The 18223-nt window shown below is 68.6% G+C and carries 17 protein-coding genes; 9 read left to right on the plus strand and 8 right to left on the minus strand.

All coding sequences use genetic code 11. The features are described 5' to 3' along the window. Positions 1-78: 78 nt before the first annotated feature. The 3 genes from ACSFBM_RS22500 to ACSFBM_RS22510 are packed head-to-tail and all read right to left on the minus strand — an operon-like array spanning position 79 to position 2432. Complete coding sequence (locus tag ACSFBM_RS22500) at positions 79-927, minus strand: fumarylacetoacetate hydrolase family protein (RefSeq protein ID WP_435486350.1); 849 nt, start codon at positions 925-927, stop codon at positions 79-81. A gap of 27 nt (positions 928-954) precedes the next feature. Then, positions 955-1701, minus strand: coding sequence for an SDR family NAD(P)-dependent oxidoreductase (locus ACSFBM_RS22505; RefSeq protein ID WP_435486351.1), 747 nt, complete (start codon positions 1699-1701; stop codon positions 955-957). After that, positions 1698-2432 carry an SDR family oxidoreductase gene (locus ACSFBM_RS22510; protein ID WP_435437925.1) on the minus strand — a complete coding sequence of 245 codons (735 nt, stop codon included), beginning with the start codon at positions 2430-2432 and terminating at the stop codon, positions 1698-1700. Before ACSFBM_RS22510 ends, ACSFBM_RS22505 begins: the two co-directional genes overlap by 4 nt. Before the next feature lie 150 nt (positions 2433-2582). On the opposite strand from ACSFBM_RS22510, the gene ACSFBM_RS22515 reads away from it, so the two are divergent. The 8 genes from ACSFBM_RS22515 (at position 2583) to ACSFBM_RS22550 (ending at position 11558) form a co-directional block, all read left to right on the plus strand. Beyond that, positions 2583-3320, plus strand: a complete 738-nt coding sequence (locus ACSFBM_RS22515) for a FadR/GntR family transcriptional regulator (protein WP_435486352.1) — start codon at positions 2583-2585, stop codon at positions 3318-3320. A gap of 35 nt (positions 3321-3355) precedes the next feature. Then, entirely contained in the window at positions 3356-4882 is a 1527-nt protein-coding gene (locus tag ACSFBM_RS22520) for a UxaA family hydrolase (protein WP_435486353.1), read from the plus strand. Between the two features lie 128 nt (positions 4883-5010). After that, positions 5011-6039, plus strand: a complete 1029-nt coding sequence (locus tag ACSFBM_RS22525; RefSeq protein WP_435486354.1) for an ABC transporter substrate-binding protein — start codon at positions 5011-5013, stop codon at positions 6037-6039. A gap of 6 nt (positions 6040-6045) precedes the next feature. Next, the gene (locus ACSFBM_RS22530; RefSeq protein ID WP_435486355.1) at positions 6046-7557 is read left to right on the plus strand and encodes a sugar ABC transporter ATP-binding protein; all 1512 of its coding nucleotides are present in this window, start codon (positions 6046-6048) and stop codon (positions 7555-7557) included. An 11-nt stretch (positions 7558-7568) separates the two neighbouring features. Further along, on the plus strand, positions 7569-8522 hold the full coding sequence (locus ACSFBM_RS22535; RefSeq protein ID WP_435486462.1) for an ABC transporter permease: 954 nt from the start codon (positions 7569-7571) through the stop codon (positions 8520-8522). Further along, positions 8519-9514: an ABC transporter permease gene (locus ACSFBM_RS22540; RefSeq protein WP_435486356.1), complete on the plus strand. Its 996-nt coding sequence runs from the start codon at positions 8519-8521 to the stop codon at positions 9512-9514. Before ACSFBM_RS22535 ends, ACSFBM_RS22540 begins: the two co-directional genes overlap by 4 nt. A gap of 37 nt (positions 9515-9551) precedes the next feature. After that, positions 9552-10493 carry an SMP-30/gluconolactonase/LRE family protein gene (locus ACSFBM_RS22545; RefSeq protein WP_435486357.1) on the plus strand — a complete coding sequence of 314 codons (942 nt, stop codon included), beginning with the start codon at positions 9552-9554 and terminating at the stop codon, positions 10491-10493. Between the two features lie 3 nt (positions 10494-10496). Then, positions 10497-11558, plus strand: coding sequence for a malate/lactate/ureidoglycolate dehydrogenase (locus tag ACSFBM_RS22550; protein ID WP_435486358.1), 1062 nt, complete (start codon positions 10497-10499; stop codon positions 11556-11558). A 117-nt stretch (positions 11559-11675) separates the two neighbouring features. Here the strand turns inward: ACSFBM_RS22550 and slmA are convergent, their stop codons facing one another. The 3 genes from slmA to ACSFBM_RS22565 all read right to left on the minus strand — a co-directional run bounded on the left by slmA (position 11676) and on the right by ACSFBM_RS22565 (position 14464). After that, entirely contained in the window at positions 11676-12326 is a 651-nt protein-coding gene (gene slmA / locus ACSFBM_RS22555) for a nucleoid occlusion factor SlmA (RefSeq protein WP_435437917.1), read from the minus strand. 87 nt (positions 12327-12413) lie between these two features. After that, the gene (gene argB, locus ACSFBM_RS22560; protein ID WP_435486359.1) at positions 12414-13307 is read right to left on the minus strand and encodes an acetylglutamate kinase; all 894 of its coding nucleotides are present in this window, start codon (positions 13305-13307) and stop codon (positions 12414-12416) included. 59 nt (positions 13308-13366) lie between these two features. Next, the gene (locus ACSFBM_RS22565; protein ID WP_435486360.1) at positions 13367-14464 is read right to left on the minus strand and encodes a glycosyltransferase family 4 protein; all 1098 of its coding nucleotides are present in this window, start codon (positions 14462-14464) and stop codon (positions 13367-13369) included. 45 nt (positions 14465-14509) lie between these two features. On the opposite strand from ACSFBM_RS22565, the gene ACSFBM_RS22570 reads away from it, so the two are divergent. Further along, positions 14510-15268, plus strand: coding sequence for a glycosyltransferase family 2 protein (locus ACSFBM_RS22570; protein ID WP_435486361.1), 759 nt, complete (start codon positions 14510-14512; stop codon positions 15266-15268). On the opposite strand, the gene ACSFBM_RS22575 is transcribed toward ACSFBM_RS22570, so the two are convergent. Together ACSFBM_RS22575 and ACSFBM_RS22580 are read right to left on the minus strand one after the other, a co-directional pair. Then, entirely contained in the window at positions 15269-16252 is a 984-nt protein-coding gene (locus ACSFBM_RS22575; protein WP_435486362.1) for a glycosyltransferase family 2 protein, read from the minus strand. It abuts the gene before it with no gap. Further along, positions 16252-18114 carry a glycosyltransferase family 2 protein gene (locus tag ACSFBM_RS22580; RefSeq protein WP_435486363.1) on the minus strand — a complete coding sequence of 621 codons (1863 nt, stop codon included), beginning with the start codon at positions 18112-18114 and terminating at the stop codon, positions 16252-16254. Before ACSFBM_RS22580 ends, ACSFBM_RS22575 begins: the two co-directional genes overlap by 1 nt. Positions 18115-18223 lie beyond the last annotated feature (109 nt).

An 18223-nucleotide genomic window follows, 5' to 3' on the forward strand; every position in this document is an offset into this window, starting at 1 on the left:
GTCAATGGGACATTTGAAGCGCCAACAGAAAGGGCGCCCGCAGGCGCCCTTGGAAGACGGGGGAAGGCCGGTGCCCCGTCAGAGCTTGAACGGCACCACTTCCTGGCGCTGCTCGCCCAGGCCCTCGATGCCCAGCGTCATCACGTCGCCCTTCTTCAGGAACAGCGGCGGCTTCATGCCCATGCCCACGCCGGGCGGCGTGCCGGTGGTGATGACGTCGCCGGGCATCAGCGTCATGAACTGGCTCACGTAGCTCACGATCTTGGCCACGCTGAAGATCATGGTCTTGGTGCTGCCCGTTTGCACGCGCTGGCCGTTCAGGTCGAGCCACATCGCGAGCTTTTGCGGGTTCTCGATCTCGTCGCGCGTCACCAGCCAGGGGCCCAGCGGGCCGAAGGTGTCGCAGCCCTTGCCCTTGTCCCAGGTGCCGCCGCGCTCGATCTGGTACTCGCGCTCGCTGATGTCGTTGATGGTGCAGTAGCCGGCCACGTAGTCGAGCGCACTCTTTTGCGACACGTAGCGTGCGCGCGTGCCGATGACCACGCCGAGCTCGACTTCCCAGTCGGACTTGACCGAGCCCTTGGGCAGCATCACCGGGTCGTTCGGGCCCTGGATGCAGCTGTTGGCCTTCATGAAGACCACGGGCTCCTTGGGCACCGGCAGGCCGGACTCGGCCGCGTGGTCCGCGTAGTTCAGGCCGATGGCGATGAACTTGCCGACGTTGGCCACGGGGCTGCCCAGGCGCGGCTTGCCGCGCACCAGGGGCAGCTTGTCGAGCTTGGTCTTGCGCAGCTTGGCGATGGCGGCGTCGCCGAGTTGCTCGGGGCCGATGTCCTTGACGATGGCGCTCAGGTCGCGCAGCCTGCCGTCCTGGTCGATGAGGCCGGGCTTTTCCTTGCCGGGGTTGCCGTAGCGGACGAGTTTCATGCTTTCCTTTCAGTGCATTGGTTTGAACTAATACGTGGAGCGCCCACCGGACAGGTCGAACACCGCGCCGGTGGAAAAAGAACAATCTTCGGTGCAGAGCCAGCCGACCATCGCGGCCACCTCCTCCACCGTGCCGAAACGGCCCATGGGAATCTTCGACAGCATGAAGGCGATGTGCTCGGGCGACATCTGCTCGAAGATGGCCGTCTTTACCGCCGCGGGCGTCACGCAGTTCACGCGGATGTCCGTGTCGGCGAGTTCCTTGCCCAGCGACTTGGTGAGGCCGATGACGGCCGCCTTGCTCGCGCTGTAGGCGCTGGCATTGGGGTTGCCGTCTTTTCCGGCGACCGAGGCGATGTTGACGATGCGGCCATAGTTTTGCTTGCGCATCTGCGCGACCACCTCGCGGCAGCACAGGAACACGCCGTTGATGTTGACGTCCATCACCTGGCGCCAGTCGTCCACCGGGTAGTCCCACAGCCTGGTGTTGGGCCCGGTGATGCCCGCGCTGTTGACCAGCGCGTCGATGCGTGGCGCATGTCCCAGCGTGGCGGCCACGGCCTTGGCGACCGAGGGCTGCTGCGCCACGTCGACCTTCAGCGCGAAGGCCTTGTCGCCCAGCGACAGTGCGGCCTGGTTCGCGGCGGCCTCGTCGCGGTCCCACAGCGTGACGCTGCCGCCCGAAGCGATCAGCCGCTGCGCAATGCCGAAACCGAGCCCCGTGGCGCCGCCGGTGACCACCGCATGGCGGCCCGCGAAGTCGAGCTGGTTCATATCGTGATGCCGCCGTCGACGGTGAAGGCCTGTCCGGTGGCGAAGACGGATTCGTCGCTGGCAAGGAACACCACCACCGGCGCGATTTCCTCGGCCTGCGCGAGCCGGCCCATGGGCTGGCGCGCGATGAAGGCCCGGCGTGCCGCGTCGGGGTCGGCATTGGCGTTGATGCGGTCCCCCAGCGAGGGCGTGTCGACCGTGCCCGGACACACCGCATTGCAGCGGATGCCCCTGGCCACGTAGTCGGCCGCGACGCTCTTGGTAAGGCCCAGCACGGCCGCCTTGGTGGTGCCGTAGACGAAGCGGTTGGGCAGCCCCTTCATGCTGGAGCACACGCTCGCCATGTTGATGATGCTGCCGCGCCCCGCCGCCAGCATGCCGGGCAGCACGGCCTGGATGGTCCACATCTGCGCGCGCACGTTGAGGCTGAAGGCGAACAGCAGGTCGTCGTCGGTGGCCTGCTCGATGGTGCCGTTGTGCACCACGCCGGCGCAGTTGAAGAGGATGTCGAGCGCGGGCAGCTTGGCCACCAGCGCGCCGATGGCGGCCTTGTCGAGCACGTCGAGCTTGAGCGCGGTGACGTTGGGCATGCCGGCGTAGCGCGCCAGCAGCGTCTCGTTGACGTCGGTGGCCCACACCTGCGCGCCCTCGGCCGCCATGGCGAGCACGCTGGCATGGCCGATGCCCTGGCCTGCGGCGGTGACCAGTGCGGTCTTTCCCTTCAGTCTCATCGGTGTCTCCTCGTTCTTCGGGTTAGGCCCGATGGTGGCGCGGGCGGGGTATCGTATTCTGAATTGGCCTTACCACTTGTCCAATTCAGGACAACCCTTAAGCCGGGCCCCCTGCCCTTATTCGTTCTTCCTTTCGCTTCATTCGCTCCCGTGCCGATCCAGACCCTCGAACCCCAGCGCCTGTACCGCCAGATTGCCGAACAGCTGCGCGTGCTCATCGGCAAGGGCGAGTTCGCCGTGGGCGCGCGCATTCCCGCCGAGCGCGACCTGGCCAAGCAACTGGGCGTGAGCCGGCCTTCGGTGCGCGAGGCGCTCATTGCGCTGGAGGTGGAGGGCTGGGTCGAGATACGCACCGGCTCGGGTGTGTACGTGCTCGACCGTTCGCACCGCACGGCCCCGGTCGTGAACGGTGCGAACGGCGCGAACGGCGCCGGTGCCGGTGCCGAATGGGGTCCGCTGGAGATCATTCGCGCGCGCCGCCTGGTCGAAGGCGAGACCGCCGCCACGGCCGCGCAGCACGGCAAGCGCAAGGACGTGGACGCCATGCGCCGCGCCATCCGGACCATGCGCGACATGGCCGCGCGCAACGAGGTGCCGCACGAAGGCGACCGCGCCTTCCACCTGGCCATCGTCAACGCCTGCGACAACGTGGTGCTGACCGAGACGGTGCAGGGCTTCTGGGAGTCGCGGCACGGGCCGATCTTCGCCCGGATGATCGACTACTTCGAGACCATGACCTCGTGGCAGGCCGCCATCGGCGAGCACGAAGCCATCCTCGACGCGATCGCGGCGCGCGACCCCGCGGCGGCACGCGACGCCATGCACCAGCACATGGACAAGTTCCACCAAAGATTCAGCGCGAGCTGGCGCCGCGCCAAAGCTTCTTGACACATACCGCCAGCCATCACAAGCCAGCCACCCCCATGACCCCCTACATCCGACTCCACCCCGCCGACGACGTCGTCATCGCGCGCGCCCAGCTGCTCGGCGGCACCGCCATCGAAGGCGTGGCCGTGCGCGGCCTGATTCCGCCGGGCCACAAGGTCGCCATGCGCGCCATCGCCCCCGGAGAGCCGGTGCGCCGCTACAACCAGATCATCGGTTTCGCGAGCAGGCCCATCGCCGCGGGCGAGCATGTGCACACGCAGAACCTGGACATGGGCCCCGACAAAGGCGACTTCGAACGCGACTACGCCTTCGGCGCCGACGTGAAGCCCGCGCCCGCGAAGCGCGAGGCCACCTTCATGGGCATCAAGCGCGCCGACGGGCGCGTGGCCACGCGCAACTACATCGGCGTGCTGACCAGCGTGAACTGCTCGGCCACGGCCGCGCGCGCCATTGCCGACCACTTCTCGCGCAAGACCAACCCGCAGGCGCTCGCGGCGTTTCCCAACGTCGACGGCATCGTCGCGCTGACCCACGGCACCGGCTGCGGCATGGACACAGAGGGCTTGGGGCTGCAGATCCTGGCGCGCACGCTCACGGGCTATGCCACGCACCCGAACTTCGCGGGCGTGCTGGTGGTGGGGCTGGGCTGCGAAGCCAACCAGATCAACGCCTGGCTGGCGACCGGCCACCTGGCCGAGGGCGAGAACTTCCGCACCTTCAACATCCAGGACACGGGCGGCACGCGCAAGACGGTCGAGAAGGGCGTGGCGCTCATCAACGAGATGCTGCCGCGCGCCAATGCGGTGAAGCGCGAGCCGTGCAGCGCGGCGCACATCACCATCGGGCTGCAGTGCGGCGGCTCCGACGGCTACTCGGGCATCAGCGCCAACCCGGCGCTGGGCGCGGCGGTCGACCTGCTGGTGGCGCACGGCGGCACGGCCATCCTCAGCGAAACGCCCGAGGTGTACGGCGCCGAGCATCTGCTCACGCGGCGCGCGGTGAAGCGCGAGGTGGGCCAGAAGCTGGTGGACCGCATCAAGTGGTGGGAGCACTACACCGAGATCAACCAGGGCGAGATGAACAACAACCCCTCGCCGGGCAACAAGGCGGGCGGCCTGACCACCATCCTGGAGAAATCGCTGGGCGCGGTCGCCAAGGGCGGCACCAGCAACCTGGAGGCGGTGTACGAATACGCGGAGCCCGTGACCGCGCACGGCTTCGTCTACATGGACACGCCGGGATACGACCCGGTGAGCGCCACGGGCCAGGTGGCCGGCGGCGCCAACCTCATCTGCTTCACCACGGGGCGCGGCTCGGCCTACGGCTGCGCGCCCTCGCCTTCGCTCAAGCTGGCGACCAACTCGGCGCTGTGGCAGCGGCAGGAAGAGGACATGGACATCAACTGCGGCGAGATCGTGGACGGCACGGCCTCGATCCAGGAGATGGGCCAGCGCATCTTCGAAATGGTGCTCGCGACCGCGTCGGGCGCGCATTCGAAGAGCGAGCAGCACGGCTACGGGCAGAACGAGTTCGTTCCGTGGCAGGTCGGCGCGGTGATGTAGCCGACACCCACCACACAGGACACAGCGCCCCGATGCCGCCGCACTGACCGGCGCGGCATCGCACCAGGGGCATCCGCAGGAGACAACCGGATCCGGGACAGCGGGTTCGGAAAACCAAGGACAACGCCATGAAGAAGATCCGACTCTCGTCTACCGCACTGGCTGCAGCCCTCGTTCTGGGCGCCGCCGCACTGCACCTCCCCGCGCACGCGGCCGACACCAAGGCCAAGAAGATCGCGCTGTCGAACAACTTCGCCGGCAACTCGTGGCGGCAGGCCATGCTCAAGAGCTGGGACAAGGTCACGAAGGACGCGGTCGCCAAGGGCGTGGTGGCACAGGCGCCCAGCTTCACCACGTCGGAGAACCAGGCCACCGAGCAGGCCGCGCAGATCCAGAACATGATCCTGCAGGGCTTCGACGCCATCGTGATCAACGCGGCCTCGCCCACGGCGCTGAACGGCGCGGTGAAGCAGGCCTGCGATGCGGGCATCGTGGTGGTGTCGTTCGACGGCATCGTGAACGAGCCCTGCGCCTACCGCATCGCGGTGGACTTCAAGCAGCTCGGCGCGATGCAGATCGACTACTTCGCCAGCCGCGGCATCAAGGGCAACCTGCTCGAAGTGCGCGGCATCGCGGGCGTGTTCGTGGACGACGAGATCCACCAGGGCATCACCGCCGCCGTGGCCAAGCGGCCCGAATACAAGATCGTCGGCTCGGTGCACGGCAACTGGACGCAGACGGTGGCGCAGAAAGAGGTGTCGGCCATTCTCTCGACGCTGCCGCCCGTGACGGCGGTGGCCACGCAGGGCGGCGACGGCTACGGCGTGGCGCAGGCCTTCAAGGCGGCAGGACGCCCGACACCGGTGATCTTCATGGGCAACCGGCAGGACGAACTGGCGTGGTGGAAGGAACAGCGCGACGCCAACAAGTACCAGACCATGTCGGCCAGCATCGCGCCGGGCGCGTCGACCTTCGCGTTCTGGGTGGCGCAGCAGATCCTGTCGGGCGCGAAGGTGCCCAAGGACATGAAGTTGCCGATCAGCGTGGTGACGCAGGAGACGCTCGACGACGCCGTGAAGAACACCGAGGTCGGCAGCGTGGTGAACGTCGAGTACTCGCAGAAGGAAGTGATCGACTTCATCGCCAAAGCCAAGTAAGCAGCGATGCCAAACCCATCGCAACAGCCACCGGGTGAGGTGCTGGTCGAGGTGCGCGGCGCGGCGCGGTCCTTCGGGGCCGTGCAGGCACTGCGCGGGGTCGATCTGCAATTGCGGCGCGGTGAATGCGTCGGCCTCGTGGGACACAACGGCGCGGGCAAGTCGACACTCGTCAACGTGCTGTGCGGTGCGCTCGCACCCGATCGGGGGGCGCTGCACTTCGCAGGCAGGCCCGCGGACAGCGCCGCATGGAGCCTGCGCGAAGCACGGCGCTGGGGGCTGCGCTGCGTGTTCCAGGAGCTGTCGCTGTGCGACAACCTCACGCTGGCGGAGAACATGCGCATCGCGCAGCCGCAGTCGGCCGAATGGGCGTGGCGCAAGCGCGCGGGTGCGCAGTTGATGGCCTCGCTGGACCGCATCTTTCCGGGGCACGGCCTGCGGGCCGACGACGTGGTGGGCGAACTGCCCATCGGCAAGCGGCAGATTGTGGAGGTGGCGCGCGCATTCACACCCGGCGCGCAGCCGCTGGAACTGATGATCCTCGACGAGCCGACGTCCTCGCTCGACGGACAGGCCGCCGCGCAGCTGCTGGCCTACATCCGCAGCTTCGTGGCCGAGGGCAAGACCTGCGTGCTGATCACGCACAAGCTGCGCGAGATCTTCGCGGTGACCGACCGGCTGGTGGTGATGCGCGACGGGCAGGTGGTGCAGGCCACGCCGACCGCCGAGACCGACCGCGAGCGGCTGGTGACGGCAATGGGCCAGGCGGTGGCCAGGGATGCGCCGTCTTCCGACGCATCGACGGCGCGCCGGCGCGAAGCCGGCGACGTGCAGGCCGTGGTGCAGGTGCAGGCCTCGCCGCAGCGTGGCATGGCGCTGCGGGCAGCGCGCGGGGAAATCATCGGCCTCGCAGGATTGGCCGGGCATGGCCAGACCGCGATCCTGCTGGCGTTGCAGCAAGCCTCGCAGCACACGTACGACGACAAGGACGCGATGCGCGTCGAAGGCGGCACCGCCTTCGTGGCCGGCGACCGGCAGACCGACGGCGTGTTCACGCTCTGGTCCATCGCGCGCAACATGACGGTGGGCTGGCTCGCGCAACTGCGCGCGCGCAGCCCGCTGATCGACCTGAAGCGCGAGCAGGAGCAGGCGCAGCAGTGGCGCCAGCGGCTGGGCCTGGTCACGCCCGACATGAACCTGCCCATCGGCTCGCTCTCGGGCGGCAACCAGCAGAAGGTGCTGTTTGCGCGCGCGCTGGGCTCGAGCGCGCCGGTCATCCTGATGGACGACCCGATGCGCGGCGTGGACGTGGGCACCAAGCGCGACGTGTACGCGCTGATCCGCGACGAGGCGCACCGGGGCCGCACCTTCGTCTGGTACACGACCGAGTTCGACGAACTGCACCACTGCGACCGCGTCTATGTGTTCAGCAACGGGCGCGTGGTCGGCGAGCTGGCCGGCGACGACATCAGCGAGGAGCGCGTGGTGGCACTTTCATTCGAGGAGGCCGCGGCATGAGCGCCGGTGCCATGACACGCCGCGCGGCAAGCCCCGCGCAACGCACGGCGATGCTGCATGCGCTGCTGCCCGCCGTGGCGCTCGCGCTGCTGCTGGCGGCGGTGTTCCTGAAGCAGCCGCGCGCCATGTCCTACTTCGGCATCAACCTGCTGCTGAACCTGGCCATTCCGGTGATGTTCGCCACGCTGGCGCAGATGATGATCCTGGCGGTGAGCGACCTCGACCTGTCGATCGGGCCGTTCGTGTCGCTGGTCGCCTGCATCGGCGCCACGCTGATGCCCACGCAGCCGTGGCTCGCGGTGCTGGCGCTGGCGGCGGCCGTCGGCGTGTATGCGCTGGCGGGCGCGGTGATCGAGGCGCGGCAGTTGCCGTCGATCGTGGTCACGCTGGGGCTGTCGTTCGTGTGGCTGGGCTGCGCGGTGCTGTTGCTGCCCACGCCGGGCGGCACGGCGCCCGAGTGGCTGCGCGGCGCCATGAGCTGGCGCACGCCGCTCCTGCCGATGCCCATCTGGATGGCCATCGTCACGGCCATCGTGGGCCATCTGCTCATCACCCGCAGCGCCTTCGGCACGCTGGTGCGCGGGCTGGGCGGCAACCCGGGCGCGATTGCGCGCGCGGGCTGGAACATGGTGCGCGTGCGCGCCGGCGTGTATGCGATTGCCGGCGTGTTCGGCGTGTGCGCCGGGCTCATGCTCGTAGGCCAGGCCACCTCGGCCGACGCCAACATCGCCTCGCGCTACACGCTGGTGGCCATTGCCGCGGCGATCCTCGGCGGCGCCGAGTTCGCGGGCGGCAAGGTGGCGCCGGTGGGCGCGGTGATCGGTGCGCTCACGGTGACGCTGGCGGCCTCGTTCCTGACCTTCCTGAACATCGCGCCGGACTGGCAGGTGGGCATGCAGGGCCTGATCCTGGTGGCCGTGCTGGGCCTGCGCGCGGCCATCGACCTGGTGGGAGGCAAGCGATGAGCGCGGCGAACGAGACCCTGGCCCCGCCGGTGACGGCGCCGCGTTGGCAGCGCTTCAAAAGACTCGCCGGCAACCGCCCCTGGCTGGGCTCCTGCGTGGCGGCCGTGCTCGCCTGGGCCGCCACGGTGTGGAGCGCCCACGGCCAGGGCTCGGGCGACCTGCTGGCCGCGGCACTCGCTTTCTCGGCCTTCACGGTGCTGGTGTCGCTGGGGCAGATGCTGGTGATCAGCGTGGGGCCGGGCAATGCGGACCTGTCGATTCCCTCGACCATCGCGCTGTCGGGCGCGGCCGCGATGATCGTCATGGACGGCAACAACGCGATGCTGGTGCCGGGGCTGCTGGCGGCCACGGCCGTCGGGGCGGGCGTGGGCCTGTTCAACTTCGGGCTGATCCGGCTGCTGCGCATTCCGCCGATCATTGCCACGCTGGCGGCCTCGCTGATCGTGATGTCGGTGGCCATCAACTTCGGGCGCGGGCTCAAGGTGAAGCCGCCGGCGCTGTTCTCCGACCTGATGGCCCAGCGAATCCTCGGCGTGCCGCTGGTGGCGCTGGTGGCCGTGGTGGTCACCGTGCTGATCGCGGTGATGCTGGAGCGCACGGTGCTGGGCCGCTCGATTGCCGCGGTGGGCCAGAACCGCCGCGCCGCGCAGCTCGCGGGCCTGCGGGTGGAGCGCACGCGGCTGCTGGCCTATGTGATCTGCGCCGCGCTCGCGGGCTTCACGGGCGCGCTGATCGCGGGCTTCTCGGGCGGCAACTCGCTCGACCAGGGCGCCGAGTACCTGCTGATGACCATCGCGGTGGTCGTCATCGGCGGCACGGCGGTGGCGGGCGGGCGGCCGAGCGTGCCGGGCATCTGGGGCGCGGCCATGTTCATGTTCCTGCTGGTGGCGTTGCTCAACGCCGTCGGCGCCGGGCCGGGGCTGCGCACGCTGCTGACCGGCGTCATCATCATCGCGGTCATCGTGCTGGCGAGCTCGCGCCCCAGGCGCTGAGGCCGCACCCACATCTCACCCAAGGAAGACAACACCCATGGCCAACCGCCAAGACCTCCCCTTCGGCTTTCTGGACGGCACCGGTTTCGAACAGCTCGACCCGCGCTTCAAAGGCTGCATTCCCGGCCCCGAGCGCCTGGAGCGCCTGTGGACCGGCGCGCGCTGGTGCGAAGGCCCCGCGTGGTTCGGCGCGCACCGCACGCTGGTGTGGTCGGACATTCCGAACAACCGCATGCTGCGCTACGACGAGGTCAACGGCACGGTGGGCGTGTTCCGCGCGCCGGCCAACAACACCAACGGCCACACGGTGGACCGCCAGGGCCGCCTCGTGAGCTGCGAGCACCTCACGCGCCGGGTGACGCGCACCGAGCACGACGGCACCATCACCGTGCTGGCCTCGCACTGGCAGGGCAAGCGGTTGAACTCGCCGAACGACGTGGTGGTGCATTCGGACGGCGGCGTGTGGTTCACCGACCCGAGCTACGGCATCCTGTCGGACTACGAAGGCCTGCGCGCCGACAGCGAGATCGGCGCCTGCCATGTCTACCGCATCGACCCCGCGAGCGGCGAGGTCGCGCGCATGACCGACGACTTCGTCAAGCCCAACGGGCTGGCGTTCTCGCCCGACGAGTCGCTGCTGTACATCGCCGACACGGGCGCCAGCCATGCGGCGGACGGGCCGCGGCACATCCGCAGGTTCAAGGTGGGTGCTGACGGGCGCTCCCTGAGTGGCGGCGAGGTGTTTGCGGAATGCACGAACGGCCTGTTCGACGGCTTCCGGCTCGACACCGAGGGCCGCATCTGGACCAGCGCGGCGGACGGCGTGCACGCCTACCACCCCGACGGCACCTTGCTGGGCAAGATCCTCGTGCCGGAGCGCGTGGCCAATGTGTGCTTCGGCGGGCCGAAGCTCAACCGCCTTTTCATCTGTGCGACCTCGTCGCTCTATGCCATCACCTTGAACGCGAAGGGAGTCTGATCCATGTCCAGAACACTGCCGGCCGACAGCCTGCAAGCCACCGTCACCCGCATCCTCGAAGCCGCCGGCAGTTCGCCCGCCGAAGCGCAGCAGGTGGCGGCCAACCTGGTGCTGGCCAACCTGAGCGGCCACGACTCGCACGGCGTGGGCATGCTGCCGCGCTATGTCGATGCGGTGGCCGAAGGCGGGCTGAAGCCCAACGCCGCCGTGCGCGTGAACCTCGACATCGGCACGATGATGGGCCTGGACGGCCAGCACGGCTACGGACAGATCGTCGGCGTGCAGGCCATGGAGCTGGGCATTGCGCGCGCCAGGCAGCACGGCAGCTGCATCTTCACGCTCTCGCACGCGCACCACCTGGGGCGCATCGGGCACTTCGCCGAGATGGCGACGGCGCAGGGGCTGGTGGCCCTGCACTTCGTCAACGTGCTGTCACGCCCGGTGGTGGCGCCCTGGGGCGGCGGCGACGGGCGCTTCGGCACCAACCCGTGCTGCATCGGCATTCCGCTGGCGGGCGCCGACCCCTTCGTGCTCGACTACGCGACCAGCCGCGTGGCGCAGGGAAAGATGCGCGTGGCCCACAACAAGGGCGAGCGGGTGCCCGACGGCTACCTGATCGACGAGAACGGCGCGCCCACCAACGACCCGGGCGTGGTGGTGGTGCCGCAGGGCAACGGGCTCTTCGGCGCGCTCATGACCTTCGGCGAGCACAAGGGCTACGGCATGGCGGTGGCGTGCGAGCTGCTGGGCGGTGCGCTGTCGGGCGGGGGCACCTGGCACCGGCCGGCGGACACGTCGCGCACGGTGCTCAACGGGATGCTGAGCGTGCTGATCGACCCCGAGCGGTTGGGCACGCAAGCGTCGTTCGAACAGGAGGCGCGCGAGTTCGTCGAGTGGCTGCGCCAGAGCCCGCCGGGACAGGGCTTCGACGAGGTGCAGCTTGCGGGCGAGCCGGAGCGCAAGGCGCGTGCGGCGCGGCGCAAGGACGGGATCTGGGTGGACGACGCGACGTGGGGGGAGATTGTTGCGGCGGGGGCCACGGTGGGTGTCACGGTCACGGCCTGAAGGTCTTGCTCCTTCCCCCTCTGGGGGAAGGTTGGGATGGGGGCAGCCAGAGCGCGCCCTTCGGAGGGCCGCTGGCCCCCACCCGCGCCCTCCCCCGCAAGGGGAGGGAAAAACACCTCAGACGATCAGCGCAATCGTCGCTTCGAGGTGTTCGGACGGGGCGCGCCGGAAGCCCGAACGCGCAAAGCGCTGCAGCTGCCCCACCACGAAGGCGGTGAGCGCCGCCGCGCGGACCTGCGCATCGACGCTGGGCGTGGCCGAGCCTTCGGCGGCGGCCGCGCCGCGCAGCACCTGGCGCAAGGTGGCTTCGATCTTGTCGAAGAACTGGTTCATGCGCTGCTGCAGGCGTTCGTTCTCGTAGACCAGCGCATCGCCCACCATGACGCGGGTCATTCCGGGGTTGCGCTCGGCGAACTGGACCAGCAGCGTGAGAATGCGGCCGGCCTGCTGGGCGCCGGTGGCACCCTCGCGCTCGAGGATCTGGTTGACCAGGGTGAAGACGCTCTGCTCGATGAAATCGATGAGCCCCTCGAACATCTGGGCCTTGCTGGCGAAGTGGCGGTACAGCGCCGCCTCGCTCACCTCGAGCCGCGCGGCCAGCGCCGCGGTGGTGACCCGCTCGGCGCCGGGCTGCTCAAGCATGGCGGCCAGCGCCTGCAGGATCTGCACGCGCCGCTCACCCGGTTTCGGGCGCTTGCGCGCCGGGGGGGTGGGCGGGTCTGCAGGGGTCTCTACGCCGGGAGCACTGGTCGTCTCTTCGTTCTGCATGGGAGCGCGTGCAAAGATGTAATCAATTGATTCTCGCACAGCGCAGTGAGCGCGCGCCCTCTGCGTTTCTTGCACGCGACCTGGGGCTCAGCGGGCCCGGATCATCGTCCCGTAGGCCTGGTCGGTCAGGATCTCGAGCAGCATCGCGTGCGGCACGCGGCCGTCGATGATGTGCACCGCATTCACGCCGCTCTTGGCCGCGTCCAGGGCGCCCTCGATCTTGGGCAGCATGCCGCCCGAGATGGTGCCGTCGGCGAACAGGTCGTCGATTTCGCGCGCGCTCAGGTTGGTGAGCAGCTTGCCGTTCTTGTCGAGCACGCCGGGCGTGTTGGTCAGCAGCATGAGCTTCTCGGCCTTGAGCACGGTAGCGAGCTTGCCGGCCACGACGTCGGCGTTGATGTTGTAGCTCTCGTTGTCCTCGCCGAAGCCGATGGGGCTGACCACGGGAATGAAGGCGTCGTCCTGCAGCGCCTTCACCACGCTGGGGTCGATGGAGACGATGTCGCCGACCTGGCCCACGTCGTGGAGCACGGCGGGGTCGGTGCGGTCGGCCAGCTTGAGCTTCTGCGCGCGAATCAGGCCGCCGTCGCGCCCCGTGAGGCCCACGGCCTTGCCGCCGGCCTGGTTGATCAGGCCCACGATGTCCTGCTGCACCTCGCCGGCCAGCACCCATTCGACGACTTCCATGGTCTCGGCATCGGTCACGCGCATGCCCTGCACGAAGCTGCCCTTCTTGCCCAGCTTGTTCAGCGCCGCCTCGATCTGCGGCCCGCCGCCGTGCACCACCACCGGGTTCATGCCGACCAGCTTGAGCAGCACCACGTCTTCGGCAAAGTCGGCCTGCAGCGCGGGGTCGGTCATGGCATTGCCGCCGTACTTGATGACGATGGTCTTGCCGTGGAACTTGCGGATGTACGGCAACGCCTGGGCCAGGATCTCGGCCTTGTCGCGCGGGGGAATGTTGAGGACGGGGTCGGTCATGGGCGGTCAGGCTCCGAAGCGTTGGACGATGAGGGGGAATTCTCGCAAGGCGCAGGCTGTCAGGGGCGCAGCCAGCGGGGCACCTTGAAGCGCACGATCATGAGGTACGCACCCACATAGGTCGTGACAAACAGCAGGCAGAAGAACATCAGCACGAGCGTGTTGTTCCAGAACAGCACAGCCGGCACCACCGACATGGCGGCGAACATCCAGAGGTAGGGCGAGGTGCGGTTGTTGCGGGCCAGCAGCTGGCGGGCCTCGTCATCGGCCAGCGCCACGCGCACGATGCGCCGGAAGATCAGCTGGTGGAAATGCAGCGCGTCGGCCGTGCCGGGCGACTGGCCGCGCGCCAGCTTGCGGTAGATGGAAAACAGCGTCTCCCACACCGGGTAGATCAGCAACAGCATCGGGAACCAGGGCGAGACCACGCGGTGGCGCTGCACCAGCATGACCACGGCCACGGCAATCACCATGCCCCAGACGTAGGCGCCGCCGTCGCCGGCGAAGATCTTGCCGCGCGGGTAGTTCCACACCAGGAAGCCCATGGTGGCGCCGACCAGGCAGACCATCATGGCCGCCAGTTGCCGGTCGCCCACCTGCAGCGCCACGTGGGAGATGGCCAGGCACACCAGCACGGCGACCGTGCCCGCCAGGCCGTTGTAGCCGTCGATGATGTTGAAGGCGTGCGGCAGGCCGCCGATGGCGAGCACCGCGAACAGCACGGTGGCGAAGGGAATCATCACCAGCCAGCCGTCGACGATCTCGAAGCCGGTGCGCGCCACGCCCAGCCCCAGCAGCCAGCACACCAGCAGCGCCGAGCCGATGGTCAGCCCGAGCCGATAGCGCACCTTGACCTTCTGGGTGATGTCTTCGACGATGCCGCCCAGCACGGCGGGCAGGATGCACAGCAGCGTGAGCATCGAAGTCTTCACGGGCCACGACACGTTGAACGGGTCGGTGCCGGTGATGCCGGCCGCCAGCCAGGCCACGCCCATGCCCAGCAGGATGCCCGCACCGCCCAGGCGCGGCACGTGGCCCTTGTGGAAGCGTTGGGGCATGTCGGCGCCGTAGATGCGGGCATGCCTGCGCGCGCGGCGCATGAACACCTGGACCGAGAAGGCGGCGACGAAGAAACTGATGACGATCAGAGCAATCATGTGTGGGGGTTGGGGAACCCTAGAATTCCCGAGCGAAATTAGACCATGCCCACGCCCCCCTCCCCCTTCCCCCTTCCGTTTCCTCCGATCACCATTTCAATCGTCAGCCACGGCCAGCTTGCGCTGGTGCTGCCGCTGCTCGATCAACTGGAGCGGCATTGCCGCGCCACCATCGCCAAGGTCTTGCTCACGCAGAACATTCCGGAGCCTGACCTGCTCGCGGGGCGGAGCTGGGGTTTCGAGGTGGAGCGCATCACGAACGCAAGCCCCAAGGGCTTCGGCGCCAACCACAACCAGGCCTTCGCGCGCTGCACCAGTCCGTGGTTCCTGGTGCTCAACCCCGACATCCGCCTCGACAGCGACGTGCTGACGCCCCTGCTCGCCCAGGCCGCGGCCGACGCCGGGCTGCTGACGCCGCGCATCCTGGAGCCCGGCAAGGCCGGGCCGGAGCCGCACCGGGCGCTGCTCACACCCTTCGAGATCGTCGGGCGCAAGAAGCCCGGCTACGTGCGGCCAAGGGTGCCGGCGTGGATTCCGGGGCTGTTCATGCTGTTTCGCAGCGAGGCCTACCGGCAGGTCGGCGGCTTCGACGAGCGCTTTTTCATGTACGGCGAAGATTTCGACATCTGCGCGCGCACCCGGCTCGCAGGCTGGAAACTGCAGGTGGGCGAAGATCTGGTGGCCCGGCACGACGCGCAACGCGACAGCCACCGGAGCAAGAAGTACCTGTACTGGCACGTCACCAGCCTGCTGAAGGTGTGGCTGTCGGGGTCGTTCTGGCGGTACTGGAAGCTGCGCCGCTAGTCAGCCGCGCTCGAGCAGGTCCTGCGCGATGGCATGCCCGCCGCGGCCGAAGCGCGCATAGCGGCCGCGCGCCGCCTCCAGCAGGATCGGCAGCAGGCGCAAGGGCCGCGCCGCCGGGAGCTGCGCCCTGAACCGCTGGTGCGCGACCTTGGCTTGCTGTGCGTCCAGGTACCTGGCCGGCACACGCCCACCGAGCCGCTGCAGGCGCTGCAGCAGGGCCTCGGCCCGGCGCAGGCGAGCCACATGCTTGTCGCCGCGTTCGGCAAAGGCCTTGGCCACCTTCTCGGACAGCGTGAGCCGCCGGGCGCCGATCTGGTTGCTGGCGTGCTGACGGTAGTCGATGGTCGGCTCGGGCAGCACGTCCATGCGCCCGACGGCCGACGCCACCGCGGCCAGCCATTCGTCGTGCACCCACTCGGGCGCGAACGGCAGCGCCGCCTCGAGCAAGGTCTTGCGGAACACCGTGGTGGCGCCCGTCGCGAGGTTGCGCCGCAGCAGCACGCCGAAGGCGTCGCCGCCGGCGATGGCCGCCAGCTCGGCGGGCTGCACCTCCAGCGCATGGAACAGCGTGGAGCCCAGGGGTTTCAGTTCGGCGTCGACCAGGCGCGCATCGGTGTGCAGCAGCAGCAGGTCGGGACGCGCCTCGAACTGCGCCACCATGCGCGCGAGCCGGCCGGGGTGCCACACGTCGTCCTGGTCGCACAGGGCGATGAGTTCATGGCTGCAGGCGCTCACGGCCTGCTCGAAATTGCGCGTGACGCCCAGCGGCGGCACGTTGCTGAACACGCGCAGCGCGACCTGGTCGGCCACGCCGCATTGCACGAGGGTGTCGCGCACCACGGCCACGGTGCCGTCGGTGGAGCCGTCGTCGGACAGCACGATCTCCCGCGGCAGCGGCGTCTGCGCGCAGATGCTGCGAACCTGCTCGGGGAGGTAGCGCGCGCCGTTGCGGGTGCACAGCGCGACGGACACGTCCAGGGCCATCAGACCGGCGCGAGGCGGGGCGGCCAGGCGTAACTGAAGTCCTCGCGGGCCAGCATGAGATTGGGGCTGTAGGCGGGGTCGTTCTGCAGGAGGTCGCCCCAGCGCTTGTGCATGTAGGCGGACTCTTCCTGGAACTGCGCCTGCCGTTTCGGGGACATGTTCTTCGAACGCGTCGCCGACTCGTAGTGGAAGAGTTCGGCGTACGGCGTCCAGACATTGCGCAGACCGGCTTCGCGCAGGCGCAGGCAGAAATCGATGTCGTTGAACGACTCCCTCAGGTTCACCTCGTCCAGCCCGCCCACCGCCAGGTAATGCTGCTTCTGGATCACCAGGCAGGCCGCCGTGACGGCAGAGAACGACTGGATCAGCGCGGCACGGCCTGCGTAACCTTCGCGGCCGACCGGCATGCCGCGGTGCGCGTGCGCGGCGATGCCGCCAATGCCCAGGATCACGCCGGCGTGCTGCAGCGTCTTGTTGGGGTACCACAGCCGCGCGCCCACCGCGCCCACGCCCGGCTGCACGGCCAGGCTCACCATCTCGCTCAGCCAGTCCGGCGTGATGACCTCGATGTCGTTGTTGACCAGCGCCAGCAGCTCGCCCTTGGCCGAGGGAACCGCGCCGTTGTTCAGCGCCGAATAGTTGAAATCGCGATCGTCGCGCAGCACGCGCACGTTCGGCCTTTCAGCGGCAATCTGCTTGAACCAGGCCAGCGTGGCCGGGTCGTCGGAGCCGTTGTCGACGATGATGATTTCGTAGTTCGAGTAGGTGGTCTTCGAAAGAATCGACTCGACGCACTGGCGCGTGAGTTGCAGCGCATTGCGCGTGGGAATGATCACTGAAACCAGCGGCAAGACATCGGGCAAGGCGTAACGCACGCGATAGCCGAAGTCGAGGTGCTCGGCCGTGGCGCGCACGCCGGTGCGCTGGAAGTGCTCGTTCAGCGCCCGCTCGCCCGCGAGGGCCGCATACGGCTTGGCGCTCATCGAGCGCGCCGTGCTCTCGCTGTGCACGCGCCAGTGGTACAGCACGCGCGGAATGTGGCGGATCTGCCCGGCATCGATGCGCTCCATGCAACGCAGCACCAGGTCCCAGTCCTGCGAGCCTTCCATGCCCACGCGGAAGCCCCCGACCGAACGCATCAGTTCGGTCGACAGCACGCCCAGGTGGCTGAACATGTTCTGCGAGCGAAAGAGATCGACGTTCCAGTCGGACTTGAAGTAAGGGCCGAAGCGGAAGCCGCTTTCGTCGGCCTTGTCCTCGTCCGAGTAGATCAGCTGCACGCCGGGGTTCGCTGCGATGCAGTCGGCCACCCAGAACAGCGCGTCGGCGGGCAGCAGGTCGTCGTGGTCCATGAGCGCCACCCAGGGGCCCGACACCAGTTCCAGCGCGCTGTTGGACGCGGCCGAAATGTGCCCGTTCTTCGGGCGGAAAAAGACCTTGATGCGCGGGTCGCTCTCGCTGTACGACTTGAGGACGTCGCGCACCTCGGCCGAGGGCGACGCGTCGTCGGCGATGCAGAGCTCCCAGTTCGGGTAGATCTGGGCGCGCACCGACTCGATGGCCTCGCGCAGCCACCCGGGGTTGGGGTTGTACGTGGGCATCACGACGGAGATCAGGGGCTGCTCTTTCAGGGCGGCCACGCGCTGCACGATGCGGTCGCGAATCTCGGGGGTCAGCGTGTCGTAGCGGCGCACCCACTTTGAGTAATCGTTGTAGCCGCCGAAGCGTCGGCCCAGTTCCCACCGAATGCCCGCCCATCCCGACTTCTTGAACATTCGCCATGCCCGCTGGACGCGCCCCATCAGTCCGGGGCCTTGCCAAAGTCCGGCCAAGCCGAGGATGAATCGATAGACAGATTTCATAGATAGCGCACCCGCGAAGCGGATGAGGCGGAGCCTGTGGGGATTTCCGGAAAAAAACGGGGCGGCGCCGAAACAGTGCGCCGCTGGCCGCGCGGGAGGGGATTATCTT

The sequence above is a fragment of the Variovorax pasteuri genome (genome assembly GCF_051216435.1).
Lineage (GTDB): Bacteria > Pseudomonadota > Gammaproteobacteria > Burkholderiales > Burkholderiaceae_C > Variovorax.